Genomic DNA, 12,287 nt, shown 5'->3' on the forward strand with positions numbered 1-12,287 from the left:
ACAGGGGGTATCGTCGGCAGCGTCAGATGTGTATAAGAGCCAGGCGAACCCCTTCGCCCGAGCGCGACACCAGGGACGAGGAACCATGAAAGCCCACTCCCCGCCGGCGATCGCGGAGACCGGGGCACGCATCTTCGCCGGGCATCGGCGCCCGGTCGTCCGCGGCAAGGTCTTACGGCGAGTCGGGGTCGCGGCGCTGGCGGCCGCGCTGCTGGCGGCTACGGCCACCCCCGCGGTGGCCGCCGCCGAGAGCGGCGGCGCCGTGCGGAAGGCCGCTGCCGGGCAGGACCGCCCGGAGTTGCAGCAGGCCATCCAGGCGTTCGTCGATGCCGGCTTCGCCGGAGTGCAGCTGCGCGTGCACGACGAGCGGCGCGAGTGGGCCGGCAGCGCCGGGGTGCGCGAGCTGGGCCAGAGCGCGAAGCTCAACCACAACGGCAGCGTCAACGGGTACGCGGCGCTGATGTACAGCAGCCCCGACGGCAAGAAGACCATGACCGCCTCGATCACCACCGGGGACGCCGCGAACAACCCGGCGCAGGACTTCCCGAAGATGCTGGACGGGCTCATCAAGGCGGTGTTCTGCGGCGGGCAGACCGGACCGGCTCGGTAGACAGGGCCGGCCCGGCCGCCCAGCAAGATCCACCTCCGTTCAACCGCATTTCGTGAAAAGGAGCACTCCACCATGTCCACCGCCCTCACCAACCAGGACAAGATCATCCTGCGGACCGCCGCGTGGGGCTCCGTCTCGCTGATGGCCGCCGCTGACGCCACCGGCAGGCCGCACCGGGCCGCCTCCGAGGGGTCCATCGCCCTGGCCTCCGCCACCGGCCTGGTCGGGCACGTGCTCGCCGAGTGGCCCAAGGGGGTGAATCTGCGCGGCAAGTCCGTGGCCGCGCTCGCCGATCACGTGCTGCCGGCCCTGACGGCGGCCATGAGCCTGCTCAAGCAGCAGGCCCCGGCCGAGGCCGACAACTTCCGCCAGACTGTCATCGTCGCCATCGAGGCGGCCGCCCGCACCCACCAGGGCCGGCCCGCCCCCAGCCTGGCCGACATGATGGACAAGATCACCGCAGCCCTTGACGCCGCCTGAGGCGGCTTCACCGGACCCCGTGGCAGCCGCCGGTTGAGGAAGTCCGCCCTGCGCGGCATTGTGTACGCGGCGTGGTCCTGCTCGGGTGCGCACCTCGGCTATTCAGTGCTACTATGTACCGGTAGTAAGCAACACTGAATAGCAAGAGGGTGATCCATGGGCAAGCAGATCACGGAGATGCTCAAGGGAACGCTGGAGGGCATCGTCCTGGCGATCCTGTCCGGCCGGTCCGCGTACGGCTACGAGATCACGGCGTGGCTGCGCGATCAGGGCTTTTCCGACATCGCCGAGGGCACGATCTACGCGCTGCTGGTCAGGATCGAGCGGCGCGGTCTCGTGGACGTGGAGAAGGTCCCGTCCGAGAAGGGGCCGCCGCGCAAGGTGTACTCCCTGAACGCGCAGGGACGGGAGTACCTCGATGAGTTCTGGAGGACCTGGAGCTTCCTCACGGAACGGCTCGAAACGCTCCGCGAAAGAGGTGAGTAGCCATGGCCGCAGAGTCGAGCGAGCCGAAGAGCCGCGCCCGGCAGTACCTGGAAGTGGTCACCGGGCCGCTGGAGGACAAGAAGCGCTGGCGGCAGTACAAAGCGCGGGTCAAAGCGCTTCCGGAGAACTACCGGGTGGCGGTCGAAGCGGTGGAGCGCTACCTGATGCACTTCGGGCCGGGAGACGGCCCGGACGCGGCGTCGATGTTCGAGGATCTGGCCGACCTGTTCGAGCGCGCCGCGGCGGACGGTACCCCGATCCGCGAGATCTTCGGTGAGGACCCGGTGGAGTTCGTCGAGGCGTTCATCCAGAGCTACTCCAGGGGGAGCTACATCCGCCGGGAACGGGACCGGCTCACCAGCGCCATCGCGCGCGCCGCCGGCGAGGACGCCACGAACGACGGGACGGCCTGATCACGACCCGGCGAGCCCGGGCGATCCGGCGGGAGACGCGCGGCCGATCGTGCCGCCGACGCCGGCCGGCTTGAGGCCGGGTGGTCCGGAAGTGAGGCCACTCCCGGACACCCGCATTCGACGGCGGCCGCTGCCGCGCCAGGTCCCCTTGCCGGCTCAGGCCGCGCGGCCGGCCTTGAGCAGGGCCGCGACGTCGGCCACTCGACGCGCCTGGTAGCGGGCCGCTTCCAGGGAAACGTCGCTGGGCGGGCCGTCGCCTGTCACGTGCGAGGCGCCGTAGGGGTTGCCGGACTGGAACTGGACGGGGTCGGTGTAGCCGGGCGGCACGATGATGCCGCCCCAGTGGTAGAACGTGTTCCCCAGCGCCAGGATGGTGGACTCCTGCCCGCCGTGTGCGGTGTTGGAGGCGGTGAAAGCCGAGTACACCTTGTCCGCGAGCCTGCCTTGGAACCACAGCGGACCGGTGGTGTCGATGAACGCCCTGAGCGGGCCGGCCGGATTGCCGAAGCGGGTGGGCGTGCCGAACACCACGGCGTCGGCCCAGTCCAGGTCGTCGAGCGCGGCCTCGGCCACGTCGGCGGTGTCCCGGAGGTGCTGCGCCCATTCGGGCCGGGCGCTGATCGCCTCCGGCGGGGCCGTCTCGGCGACCTTGCGCAGCCGCACGTGCGCGCCGGCCTTCTCCGCGCCCTCCGCGGCAGCCTGCGCCAAGGCGTGCACGGTGCCTGTGGCACTGTAGTAAATGACGGCGACGTTCACGGGTTCCATGATCGGATCCTTCCTCAGTGTCCTTTTCAGGAGTACGACGACGCAACCCCGCGAAATGTCAGGCGACCTCACACTTCGGCGGGATGTCTCGTCGGACTGGGTGAGAAGGACACGAGCAAGGGAGCCGGCGACACCATGACCACCCGATCCGATCCGGGCCTGAGCGCGATCATGAGCGAGCGGCGCCAGCTGATCAACCTCGCCTACCGCCTCCTGGGCTCCCTGGCCGACGCCGAGGACGTCGTCCAGGAGACCTACGCCCGCTGGTACGCCCTGTCCAGGCGGCAGCAGGACGCCATCGACTCCCCCGGCGCCTGGCTGACGACGGTGGCCAGCCGCATCTGCCTGGACCTGCTCGGCTCGGCGCGCGCCCGGCGGGAGCGCTACGTGGGCGAGTGGATCCCCGAGCCGCTGCCCGACCGTACGGAGTGGAGCGACGCGGGCTCGGGCGGCACCCCCGACGACCCGGCCGACCGGATCACGCTCGACGAGTCGGTCAACATGGCCTTCCTCGTCGTGCTCGAATCCATGACCCCGGCCGAGCGGGTCGCGTTCATCCTGCACGACGTCTTCCGCTACTCCTTCACCGAAGTCGCCGAGATCGTCGGCCGCACTCCGGCCGCCTGCCGCCAGCTGGCCTCCTCGGCCCGCCGCCGCGTACGCGCCTCCGACGCCCCCGCGACCCCGGCGCCCCAGCAGGCCCGCATCGTCAGGGCCTTCAAGCAGGCGTGGGCGGCCAAGGACCTCCAGGCGCTCATCGCCCTCCTCGACCCTGACTCCACGGCGACCGGCGACGGCGGCGGCCTCGTCAGGGCCGAGCTCCAGCCGATCGAAGGCGCCGAGCAGATCGCGCGCTTCTTCGCCGTCCGGGCCGGCGCGGCACCCAACCTGACGGTCGTGGAGTGCGCGGTCAACGGCCAGCCCGGGCTGATGGCCCAGCTGGACGGCGTCACCGTGTCGGTGCTGGCGTTCGACTTCGCGGGCGACCGGATCAAGAGCATCTGGACGGTGCTCAACCCCGACAAGCTCCGGCCGTGGACGCCGGCCTGAGCCCGCACCGGCTCAGAGCCAGACGGTCTGAGCCCGCGCCGGCTCAGAGCCAGACGGTGCCGAGCCAGACGGCCACCGCGGCGGCGGCCAGGAGGGCGATGTTCAGCCCGATCAGCCGGGCCTCGTCGCGGCGCAGGTGGACCACCATGGCTCCCACCTGGATCAGCACGAGCCCGACGGCCGCGGCGATGGCGAGCCAGGACGCGATCCCGGTCAGCGGCGGCAGGATCAGGCCGGCCGCGCCGAGGACCTCCAGCACTCCGATCAGGCGGACGAACGGCATGGGCATGGTGTCGACCCAGCCCATCATCGGCTGGAGCTGCTCCTGGCTCTGGATGATCTTCTTACCTCCGGCGTAGAGGTAGAAGACGGCCAGGAGGCCGGCGACGATCCAGTAGGCAATCTCCATGAAGGACACCTCGGGGGTCAGATACGTGGCGCCGGCCACGATGGTTACCAGTCGTAAGTAGCCTCATGATGCGTCACTATTGAAAGCCTTACAAAAGGCACATCCATGTGCGTTACACACAGAGGGTTGTCATGTCGGAGTACGAACACACCTGCATGATCCGAGGAGACGGCGGGCGGGCGATCCGCACCATCCTCGACCGCATCTGCAACAAGTGGACGTTGCTGATCGTGGCGACCCTCGACCAGGGCAGCCTGCGCTTCACCGACCTGCACCAGCAGACCCCCGGGATCTCCCAGCGCATGCTGACCCTGACGCTCAGGAACCTCGAACGCGACGGCCTGGTCTCCCGGACCGTGCACGCCGAGGTCCCGCCCCGGGTCGAGTACGCCCTGACCTCCACCGGCAAGAGCCTCATCGCACCCGCGCTGGCCCTGGCCGGCTGGGCCATCGAGCACGTCTCGGACATCGAGGCCAGCCGGGAGGCGTACCAGACCCGGCACTGACGACCCGATCCCCGGAGCGGCCGGGGCGGAGGCTCAGCCGGGCAGGTTCGCCGTGGGATCGGCCTCGCCGTACCGCGACCTGGCGGCCGGGGATGCCTCCGGCCCGGCCGTCCGGCCCGGGATGGTCAGCACGATGAGGGCGGCGAGCAGGGCGGCGCCCCCGCCGATGAGCAGGGTGGCGCGGACGCCCGCCTCCGTGGGGATCACGGCCGGGCCGAAGCGAGTGGTCATGTCGGCCAGCACCACCCCGATCACGGCGCTGGAGGCCGAGGTGCCGATGGCGCGGGCCAGGCTGTTGAGCCCGTTCGCGGCGGCGGTCTCGGTGCGGGGTACGGCGCCCATGATCAGGGCGGGCATGGCCGCGTACGCGAAGCCGACCCCGGCGCTGACGATGCACGAGAAGATCAGCAGGCCGGCCAGCGTGGTCGTCAGGGCCAGGCCGACGGCGTAGCCGGAGGCGATGACGAGCGTCCCGGCCAGCAGCGACACCTTCGGGCCGCGCCGGGCCGACAGCAGGGCCGCCACCCGCGAGGTCCCCATCATCACCAGGCCGCCGGGCGCCAGCCACAGACCGGTCTGGAGCATGGACTGGCCCAGGCCGTATCCGGTCGCCTCGGGCAGTTGCAGGATCTGGGGCGGCGCGAGCGCCATGACGAACATGGCGAACCCGACGACGACGGATGCGAGATTCGTCATCAGCACCTGGCGCCGGGCGCTGGTCCGCAGGTCCACCAGCGGCGCTGCGCTGCGCAGCTCCCACGCCCCCCACAGCAGCAGCATGACCGCCGAGGCGGCGAGCAGGCCGAGCGTCACCGGGCTCGACCAGCCCCAGTCGCCGCCCTTGGAGACGGGCAGCAGGAGCAGCACCAGGCCCGCCGACAGGCCGAGCGCGCCCAGGGCGTCGAAGCGCTCGCGGGCGCGCAGCGGCGACTCCGGCACCACCGCGAGCACGAGGCCGCCCGTCAGCGCGCCGAGCGCGGCCGCGGCCCAGAACAGCACGTGCCAGTCGGCGTACTGGGCGACCAGCGCCGCCAGCGGCAGCCCGAGCGCGCTGCCGACGCCGATCGAGGAGCTCATCATCGCCATCGCCGACCCGAGCCGGCGAGGCGGCAGCACGTCGCGCATGATGCTGATCCCCAGCGGGACGAGCGCGATCCCGAACCCCTGCAACGCCCGGCCGATCACCATGGGCGCGAGCGTGTTGGACAGGGCGCACACCAGGGAGCCGGCCGTGAGCAGGACGGCGCACACGACGGCCAGGCGCCGCTTGCCGTACAGGTCGCCCAGCCGCCCGGCCACCGGGGTCGCCACGGCGCCGGCCAGCAGGGAGGCGGTGATGGCCCAGGAGGCGTTGGCCGCGCTGGTGCCGAGCAGGGCGGGCAGGCTCGGGATCAACGGGATGATCAGGGTCTGCATCAGCGAGACCATGATCCCGCCCGATGCCAGCACGGCCACGATCAGCCCGCTGCGGGGCGGGTCGGCGGCGGAGGCAGTCGCCATACGGTCCCATCTCAAAGGGGCCCGTCCGGGAGCGGTCCGGCATCGGATGAAACAGCGGCCGATGCCCGGCTCGCGAGGCCCACCACACCAGTGTCGCCGTCAATGCCATGAGCAGCCAGGGCGCGACGGCGCGGGCTCGTCAGGCAGGCGTGGGCGGCCCGGCCGCATCGACGAGGCGGGCGCCCAGCGCGCGGAGGTGCCGGATGAGCTCGGGCGGCTCGTGCACCTCGAACGGGACGCCGAGCTGCGCGACCCACATGGCCAGCTCGTCGAGGGAGTTCGATCCGGTGCTGAGGACGCACGCGTCGTCGCCGGCCGGCTCGACCACCGCCATCGTCGGCGGCATCCGGCCGGCGACGACCTCGGCCGGGGCGTGCACGGTGAACCGGCCGCGGTAGCGGTACGGGTCTACGGAGATCCGCTCCGACACGTAGTGGACCAGGTCGGCACTGGGCGGCTCGCGAGGCGTGAAGCGTGGCCCGTTCGGGGTGTGCAGGCGCAGCCGGTCGACGCGGAACGTGCGCCAGTCCTCCCGGCCGGTGTCCCACGCCAGCAGGTACCAGCGGCGGCCCGAGTTGACCAGCCGGTACGGCTCAGCGGCGCGGCGGCCTCCCGTGCCGTCATGGGAGCGGTAGTCGAACCGCAGGCTCTCCCGATCGCGGACGGCCGCGGCGATGGCGGTGAGCACGGCCGGGTTTACGGCCGCGGCCGGGCGCGCCAGCGGGACCGTCACCGATCGCAGGTTGCCGACGCGCTGCCGCAGCCGGGGCGGGAGGACCTGTTCGAGCTTGGCCAGGGCGCGGATCGAGGTCTCCTCGATGCCCGCCACGCCGGAGACGGCGGCGGTGCCGAGCCCGATGGCGACCGCGACCGCCTCGTCGTCGTCGAGCAGCAGCGGCGGGAGCCCGGCGCCGGCGCCGAGCCGGTAGCCGGGTGCGCCCGCGGTGGCGTGCACGACGTATCCGAGCTCGCGGAGCCGGTCGATGTCGCGGCGGATCGTACGGTGCGAGACGCCGAGCCGTTCGGCCAGCTCGGCGCCCGGCCAGTCCCGGGGAGTCTGCAGGAGCGACAGCAGCCGCAGCAACCGCGCCGAGGTTTCCAGCATGACGGCCATCCTAGGACTGAAGCTGTCCTAGCCGATCCCTAGCCTGAAAGACATGAACGAAGACCCGCGAATCACCCCTTTCCATATCGATGTCCCGCAGGCGCAGCTGGACGACCTGCACGCGCGGCTGGCGGCGACCCGCTGGCCGGACGAGCTGCCCGGTGTGGGCTGGTCGTACGGGGTCCCCGTCGGCTATGCGAAGAAGCTGGCCGACTACTGGCGCACCGGTTTCGACTGGCGGGCCGCCGAAGCCCGGCTGAACGCCTTCGCGCAGTTCACGACCCGGATCGACCGGCAGGACATCCACTTCCTGCACGTCCGCTCGCCGGAGCCCGACGCGCTCCCGCTGATCATCACGCACGGCTGGCCGGGCTCGGTCGCCGAGTTCACGCAGGTCATCGGCCCGCTCACCGACCCGGCGGCGCACGGCGGCGACCCATCGGACGCGTTCCACGTCGTCGCCCCGTCGATCCCCGGGTTCGGCTTCTCCGGGCCCACCACCGAGCCCGGCTGGGACCTGGAGCGGGTCGCGGCGGCGTGGGCGGTGCTGATGGACCGGCTCGGCTACCGGCGATACGGCGCGCAGGGCGGCGACAGCGGCTCGGTCATCTCGCCGATGCTCGGCCGCGCCGCGCCGCAGAACGTGGTCGGCGTGCACGTCAACGGCGCGCTCGGGTTCCCGACCGGCGATCCGGCCGAGTTCGAGGGACTCACCCCGGCGGAGCTCGCCCGCCTCGGCCAGTACCAGGACCAGGACCGGGCCGGCTACGCGATCATCCAGGCGACCCGGCCGCAGACCCTCGCGTTCGGGCTGCACGACTCGCCCGCCGCGCAGCTGGCGTGGATCGTGGAGAAGTTCAAGGAGTGGACCGACCCGGCCCGCGACCTGCCCGAGGACGCCGTGGACATCGACCAGCTGCTCACCGACGTGAGCATCTACTGGTTCACCGGCACCGCCGCCTCCGCCGCCCGCCTGTACAAGGAAGGTCAGAAGGGCTGGGGGGCGGTGGCCGAGTACTCGGCGCTGCCGCATGGCGTCGCGGTCTTCCCCGGCGACGCCGGGGTCCGGCGGATCGCCGAGCGCGAACACAACGTCGCGCACTGGTCGGAGTTCGACCGTGGCGGCCACTTCGCCGCGATGGAGGCACCCGACCTGCTGATCGACGACATCCGGGCCTTCTTCCGCCCCCTACGGTGAGGCTCGCGTCCCGGACGCCTCACCTCGAAACATCAGACGTCTGAGGACTGATAAGTTGTCCGGGTGAATGCGGAAAGAATGTCCAGGTTGCGGCATGGTCCCGTGGTGCCGCAGTTGGAGAGCTTGTTGCGGGCACGGATCCGGGAGGGGCACTGGGCGAGCGGCCAGCGGCTGCCCAGCGAGGTGCGCCTGGCCGAGGAGCTCGGCGTGGGCCGCTCGACCGTCCGGGAGGCGGTGCGGCTGCTCGAACGCGAGGGCTGGCTCGTCGTACGGCACGGCTCGGGCACCTTCGTCGCCGACGTGCCGTCCGGAGCGGCGCAGGACGTGCACGACCTGCTGCGGCGGGCCCGGCTGCTGGAGGCCTTCGAGGTACGGCGGGCACTCGAAGTGGAGGCGGCCCGGCTGGCCGCGGGGCGCATCCGCCCGGAGGACGTCGAGGATCTGCGGGAACGGCTGCGCGTACGCCAGGAGCGGATCGGCGGCGACCCGCAGGCGTTCGTGGAGGCGGACCTGGAGTTCCACCAGGCCGTGGTGGAGCTGTCCGGCAACGCCGTGCTCGCCGGCCTCTACGCCGCGGCGCGGCCGGTGCTGCTGCCGGCGCTGGTGGACCTGGTGGTGCACGAGAGCGCGGTGCCCGACATGTCGTACGCGCACGCCGACCTGCTGTCCGCCCTGGAGCGCGGCGACACCGAGGCGGCGATCGACGCCACGGTCGAGCACCTGGACGCGGTGCTCACGCTGATCAGGACGGAGGCGGCCGGATGACGACGATCTCCCGCCCCGCCGACACCGGCCCGGTCCTGCGGGTGGACGGCGTGGACCTGGTGCGCTCGGGCCGTCCCCTGCTGCGGGGCATCTCGCTGACCGTCCGCCCGGGCGAGCACTGGGCCCTGCTCGGCGCCAACGGCGCGGGCAAGAGCACCCTGCTCAGCCTGCTGGGGGCCGTCACCCACCCCACCCGCGGCGTGGTCGAGGTGCTCGGTCGCACGCTGGGCCGCGTCGACGTCCGCGAGCTGCGCTCGTACCTGGGCCACATCAACCCGAGGCACGCCCCCGAGGGCGGGCTGAGCGTCCGCGAGGTCGTCCTGACCGGTCTGACCAACACCGCGGCGCTCGTCCCGCGCTGGTCGCCGAGCCCGCAGGAGGAGGAGCAGGCCGACCAGCTGATCGCCATGCTCGGGATGAGCGCCAGAGCGCAGGCCGCACTGGCCCACCCTCTCCCAGGGCGAACGCGGCCGCGCGCTGATCGCCCGCGCGCTCATGCCGCGGCCCCGGCTGCTGCTGCTCGACGAGCCGGCGACCGGGCTCGACCTGGCGGCCCGCGAGCAGCTGCTCGCCAGCATCGACGCGCTGCGCGCCCGCCACCCGTCGCTGGCCACCGTCCTGGTCACCCACCACCTGGAGGAGCTGCCGGCGACCACGACGCACGCCATGCTGCTGCGCGACGGCCTCTGCCTGGCCGGCGGCCCGGTGGCCGACGTGCTGACCAGCGACCTGGTCAGCACGTGTTTCGACCACCCGGTCCGCATCGTCCGCAGCCCCGACGGCCGCTGGACGGCCCGCGCCGACCGGATCCCGGTCGTGATCGGCTGACGCGGAGCGCGTCGGCCGGCCACGTACGCGGCGGCGCCGGACCGGTAGTTCGCGCCCCGAATGATGTGGATATCCGGTGGTAGTCTGGCGAAATGGCGGAAGAGGCTGGCGAGCAACTCGGGATCGTCACCGCATTGGTGCGGTCGGCGTTCCTGGTGAATGCCGTCTACGCGGAGTCGGCCCGCGAATACGGGCTGACCCCGCAGCAGGGGCAGCTGATCTGCGTGCTGATGGCGCAGCCGTACGGCATGAGCGGGCTCGGCGCGGTGCTGGGGCTGGCGAAGTCCAGCCTCACCGAGCTGGTCGACCGCACCACCCAGCGCGGCCTGGTGCGGCGGGAGCCCGACCCGCGCGACGGGCGGGCCGTCCGCGTCGTGCTGACCGCGCAGGGCGGCAAGCTGGCCGAGGCCTTCCACGCCGAGGCCTGCCGGCGGATCGCGGAGCTGCCCGCGGGTCTCGGCGGCGGTGAGCGCGACGCGCTCGCCGCCCTGCTCAGCCAGATGGTGCAGGACAACCAGGTGCCGAAGGTGTTCGTCGAGCGGGATCAGGCCGCCGGTGACAGCCCACCGGTGCCGAACAGCTCGGCGAACCGCCCGGTGAACAGGTCCGCGCCCTTGTAGTCGGCCACCGCCTGCGCGGGCAGCACGAGCGGGCCGTTCTCGGAGGGCACCTGGCCCACTCCCCCGCCCGGCCCGAGCGGCAGCAGCACGAACGGCAGCGGGGACGGCACGTAGCGGGCCGTGGGCCGCTCGCCGCGCACCTGGGAGATGATGTTCGCGGCCACGGTCTCGGCGTGCTGCATCGCGTTCCCGGCCATCTTGGCCTCGGCCAGGTCGGTCAGGTCGCCGACGGCGTAGACGTTGCCGAACCCCTCGACGTTCAGCGTTTCGGTCACCCGTACGTGGCCGGCCGGGGTGCGCGCGGCGGCCAGTTCCGCGCCGAGAAAGTCGCTCTTGACGCGCACGCCGTGGGCGCGGAACCAGATGTCGGCGGAGATCCGCCCGTGACTCGACTCCACGGTGAAGCCCCCGGCCAGGCCGGGCTCGGCCGGCGGCTGCGTCGTGAGCGTGGTGCCCAGCCGCAGATCCACGCCGAGCGCGTCGAGCTGGCGGTGCAGGTCCTCGATCAGGGCCGGCTCGAAGCCGGGCAGCAGCCGCTGCGCCGGGTCGACGATGGTGACGTGCTTGTCCGGCCAGACGGCCTTGATCTCGCCGGCCAGCTCCAGGCCGACGGGCCCCGCGCCGGTGATCAGCACCCGCTCCGCTTTCGCGAGCTCCTCGTGCGTGCCGAGCAGCCGCTCCCGCGCGCGCCGCGTCAGGTCGGCACCGGTCTTGAACGGGTAGGGATAGTCGGAGCCGGTCGCCAGCACCAGGTAGTCGGCGTCAACGCGGGCGCCGGAGGCCAAGGTGACGCCGCCGGCGTCCACCCGGGCCGCGCGCTCGTGGACCACCCGGCCACGCCGCAGCAGCTTGTCATAAGGGAAGAACAGGTGCTCGGCCCACTCCGGACGGGCCAGCGCGCGAAGGGAGACGGCGTTCTGGACGAACGCGTCCCTGGGCTCGATGAGGATGACGTCGGTGTCCGCGTCCAGCGCCTTGGCTGCCGCGGCGCCTCCGTAACCACCGCCGATGACCGCAACGGTACGACTCATGAGGGCTCACTCCTAATGTTGTTCGGTACACGAACCATATTAGTTCGTGTACCGAACTGCAAGCCCGTCAGGGAGCGAGTACCAGGCGGCCGCGCACCGGCCCGGCGAGGCGGCGGTGGGCTCGGGCGACCTCGTCGAGCGGAAGGGACCCGGCGACGCGGAGCGTGAGAGCGCCGGCCTCCGCGAGCGTGACGAGGCCGGCCAGGGCGCCGGCGTCGGCGCGGATCCAGTGGTGGAACACGCGGGTGCCGCGCAGCGGGAAGGGCGCTCCCCCGGCGACGAGGGCGGCGAACGAACCGCCGGAGCGCACCGCGTCGAGAGCCGCGCTCCCGGTCACCGCGGCGTCCAGGGCGGCGTCGGCCCCGCCGGGGACGAGGGCCCGGACGGCCTCGCCCAGGCGCGCCGTCCGGGGGACGAAGTGATCGGCGCCGAAGCCGCGGACCAGCTCCTCGTCGGCCTCCCCCGCGCTGGCGACGACGCGCAGGCCGCGGGCCGCGGCGAGCTGGACGGCGAACCCGCCC

Annotated in this window: 16 protein-coding genes and 1 pseudogene; 11 read left to right on the plus strand and 6 right to left on the minus strand. The window is 72.4% G+C overall.

Features of this window, described 5'->3' with window-relative positions; genetic code table 11:
• Nucleotides 1-85: 85 nt before the first annotated feature.
• The 4 genes from ETD85_RS65190 (at nt 86) to ETD85_RS53330 (ending at nt 1,989) form a co-directional block, all read left to right on the plus strand.
• Nucleotides 86-610 (plus strand): hypothetical protein, encoded by a 525-nt coding sequence (locus ETD85_RS65190; RefSeq protein ID WP_206059453.1) that lies wholly within the window; start codon nt 86-88, stop codon nt 608-610.
• A 72-nt stretch (nt 611-682) separates the two neighbouring features.
• Nucleotides 683-1,090: a hypothetical protein gene (locus tag ETD85_RS53320; RefSeq protein ID WP_138697516.1), complete on the plus strand. Its 408-nt coding sequence runs from the start codon at nt 683-685 to the stop codon at nt 1,088-1,090.
• Nucleotides 1,091-1,246: 156 nt separating this feature from the next.
• A complete protein-coding gene (locus ETD85_RS53325) occupies nt 1,247-1,576 on the plus strand; it encodes a PadR family transcriptional regulator (RefSeq protein ID WP_138697517.1) in 330 nt (109 codons plus the stop codon).
• Nucleotides 1,577-1,578: 2 nt separating this feature from the next.
• Nucleotides 1,579-1,989, plus strand: a complete 411-nt coding sequence (locus tag ETD85_RS53330) for a DUF1048 domain-containing protein (protein WP_138697518.1) — start codon at nt 1,579-1,581, stop codon at nt 1,987-1,989.
• 156 nt (nt 1,990-2,145) lie between these two features.
• On the opposite strand, the gene wrbA is transcribed toward ETD85_RS53330, so the two are convergent.
• Nucleotides 2,146-2,754: an NAD(P)H:quinone oxidoreductase gene (gene wrbA / locus ETD85_RS53335; protein ID WP_206059454.1), complete on the minus strand. Its 609-nt coding sequence runs from the start codon at nt 2,752-2,754 to the stop codon at nt 2,146-2,148.
• 135 nt (nt 2,755-2,889) lie between these two features.
• On the opposite strand from wrbA, the gene sigJ reads away from it, so the two are divergent.
• A complete protein-coding gene (sigJ, locus tag ETD85_RS53340; protein ID WP_138697519.1) occupies nt 2,890-3,804 on the plus strand; it encodes an RNA polymerase sigma factor SigJ in 915 nt (304 codons plus the stop codon).
• Between the two features lie 43 nt (nt 3,805-3,847).
• Here the strand turns inward: sigJ and ETD85_RS53345 are convergent, their stop codons facing one another.
• Nucleotides 3,848-4,213, minus strand: a complete 366-nt coding sequence (locus tag ETD85_RS53345) for a DoxX family protein (RefSeq protein ID WP_138697520.1) — start codon at nt 4,211-4,213, stop codon at nt 3,848-3,850.
• 131 nt (nt 4,214-4,344) lie between these two features.
• Between ETD85_RS53345 and ETD85_RS53350 the strand changes: the two genes are divergently transcribed.
• The gene (locus ETD85_RS53350) at nt 4,345-4,719 is read left to right on the plus strand and encodes a winged helix-turn-helix transcriptional regulator (RefSeq protein WP_138697521.1); all 375 of its coding nucleotides are present in this window, start codon (nt 4,345-4,347) and stop codon (nt 4,717-4,719) included.
• A gap of 33 nt (nt 4,720-4,752) precedes the next feature.
• Here ETD85_RS53350 and ETD85_RS53355 read toward each other — a convergent pair whose 3' ends face one another.
• Both ETD85_RS53355 and ETD85_RS53360 read right to left on the minus strand, forming a co-directional pair.
• A complete protein-coding gene (locus ETD85_RS53355) occupies nt 4,753-6,219 on the minus strand; it encodes an MFS transporter (protein ID WP_206059455.1) in 1,467 nt (488 codons plus the stop codon).
• 139 nt (nt 6,220-6,358) lie between these two features.
• Nucleotides 6,359-7,324 (minus strand): helix-turn-helix transcriptional regulator, encoded by a 966-nt coding sequence (locus ETD85_RS53360; RefSeq protein WP_138697522.1) that lies wholly within the window; start codon nt 7,322-7,324, stop codon nt 6,359-6,361.
• A 52-nt stretch (nt 7,325-7,376) separates the two neighbouring features.
• On the opposite strand from ETD85_RS53360, the gene ETD85_RS53365 reads away from it, so the two are divergent.
• From ETD85_RS53365 to ETD85_RS53380, 5 genes and pseudogenes are all read left to right on the plus strand, one after another.
• Nucleotides 7,377-8,522, plus strand: a complete 1,146-nt coding sequence (locus tag ETD85_RS53365) for an epoxide hydrolase family protein (protein ID WP_138697523.1) — start codon at nt 7,377-7,379, stop codon at nt 8,520-8,522.
• A gap of 78 nt (nt 8,523-8,600) precedes the next feature.
• A complete protein-coding gene (locus tag ETD85_RS53370) occupies nt 8,601-9,287 on the plus strand; it encodes a FadR/GntR family transcriptional regulator (protein WP_138697529.1) in 687 nt (228 codons plus the stop codon).
• Nucleotides 9,284-9,661: pseudogene (locus ETD85_RS67375) on the plus strand (ATP-binding cassette domain-containing protein); the annotation flags it as partial. The gene ETD85_RS53370 and the pseudogene ETD85_RS67375, both read left to right, overlap by 4 nt.
• Before the next feature lie 121 nt (nt 9,662-9,782).
• Nucleotides 9,783-10,115 (plus strand): ATP-binding cassette domain-containing protein, encoded by a 333-nt coding sequence (locus ETD85_RS67380; RefSeq protein ID WP_338087254.1) that lies wholly within the window; start codon nt 9,783-9,785, stop codon nt 10,113-10,115.
• Nucleotides 10,116-10,207: 92 nt separating this feature from the next.
• Nucleotides 10,208-10,735: a MarR family winged helix-turn-helix transcriptional regulator gene (locus ETD85_RS53380; RefSeq protein WP_138697524.1), complete on the plus strand. Its 528-nt coding sequence runs from the start codon at nt 10,208-10,210 to the stop codon at nt 10,733-10,735.
• Here ETD85_RS53380 and ETD85_RS53385 read toward each other — a convergent pair.
• Together ETD85_RS53385 and ETD85_RS53390 are read right to left on the minus strand one after the other, a co-directional pair.
• Complete coding sequence (locus tag ETD85_RS53385; RefSeq protein ID WP_138697525.1) at nt 10,660-11,766, minus strand: NAD(P)/FAD-dependent oxidoreductase; 1,107 nt, start codon at nt 11,764-11,766, stop codon at nt 10,660-10,662. The genes ETD85_RS53380 and ETD85_RS53385 overlap by 76 nt on opposite strands.
• A 67-nt stretch (nt 11,767-11,833) precedes the next feature.
• The coding region (locus ETD85_RS53390) for a zinc-binding dehydrogenase (protein WP_138697526.1) at nt 11,834-12,287 on the minus strand (454 nt) is incomplete at its 5' end.

The organism is Nonomuraea zeae, from assembly GCF_005889725.1.
GTDB lineage: Bacteria > Actinomycetota > Actinomycetes > Streptosporangiales > Streptosporangiaceae > Nonomuraea > Nonomuraea zeae.

Excerpts from the sequence above, each read along its gene's own strand:
- ETD85_RS53365 (WP_138697523.1), top strand. The coding sequence starts at position 7,377 with ATGAACGAAGACCCGCGAATCACCCCTTTCCATATCGATGTCCCGCAG.
- ETD85_RS53330 (WP_138697518.1), top strand. The coding sequence starts at position 1,579 with ATGGCCGCAGAGTCGAGCGAGCCGAAGAGCCGCGCCCGGCAGTACCTG.
- ETD85_RS53385 (WP_138697525.1), bottom strand. The coding sequence starts at position 11,766 with ATGAGTCGTACCGTTGCGGTCATCGGCGGTGGTTACGGAGGCGCCGCG.
- ETD85_RS53380 (WP_138697524.1), top strand. The coding sequence starts at position 10,208 with ATGGCGGAAGAGGCTGGCGAGCAACTCGGGATCGTCACCGCATTGGTG.
- ETD85_RS53355 (WP_206059455.1), bottom strand. The coding sequence starts at position 6,219 with ATGGCGACTGCCTCCGCCGCCGACCCGCCCCGCAGCGGGCTGATCGTG.
- ETD85_RS53350 (WP_138697521.1), top strand. The coding sequence starts at position 4,345 with ATGTCGGAGTACGAACACACCTGCATGATCCGAGGAGACGGCGGGCGG.
- ETD85_RS53345 (WP_138697520.1), bottom strand. The coding sequence starts at position 4,213 with ATGGAGATTGCCTACTGGATCGTCGCCGGCCTCCTGGCCGTCTTCTAC.
- sigJ (WP_138697519.1), top strand. The coding sequence starts at position 2,890 with ATGACCACCCGATCCGATCCGGGCCTGAGCGCGATCATGAGCGAGCGG.
- ETD85_RS53325 (WP_138697517.1), top strand. The coding sequence starts at position 1,247 with ATGGGCAAGCAGATCACGGAGATGCTCAAGGGAACGCTGGAGGGCATC.
- ETD85_RS67380 (WP_338087254.1), top strand. The coding sequence starts at position 9,783 with ATGCCGCGGCCCCGGCTGCTGCTGCTCGACGAGCCGGCGACCGGGCTC.
- ETD85_RS53320 (WP_138697516.1), top strand. The coding sequence starts at position 683 with ATGTCCACCGCCCTCACCAACCAGGACAAGATCATCCTGCGGACCGCC.
- wrbA (WP_206059454.1), bottom strand. The coding sequence starts at position 2,754 with ATGGAACCCGTGAACGTCGCCGTCATTTACTACAGTGCCACAGGCACC.
- ETD85_RS65190 (WP_206059453.1), top strand. The coding sequence starts at position 86 with ATGAAAGCCCACTCCCCGCCGGCGATCGCGGAGACCGGGGCACGCATC.
- ETD85_RS53360 (WP_138697522.1), bottom strand. The coding sequence starts at position 7,324 with ATGCTGGAAACCTCGGCGCGGTTGCTGCGGCTGCTGTCGCTCCTGCAG.
- ETD85_RS53370 (WP_138697529.1), top strand. The coding sequence starts at position 8,601 with ATGTCCAGGTTGCGGCATGGTCCCGTGGTGCCGCAGTTGGAGAGCTTG.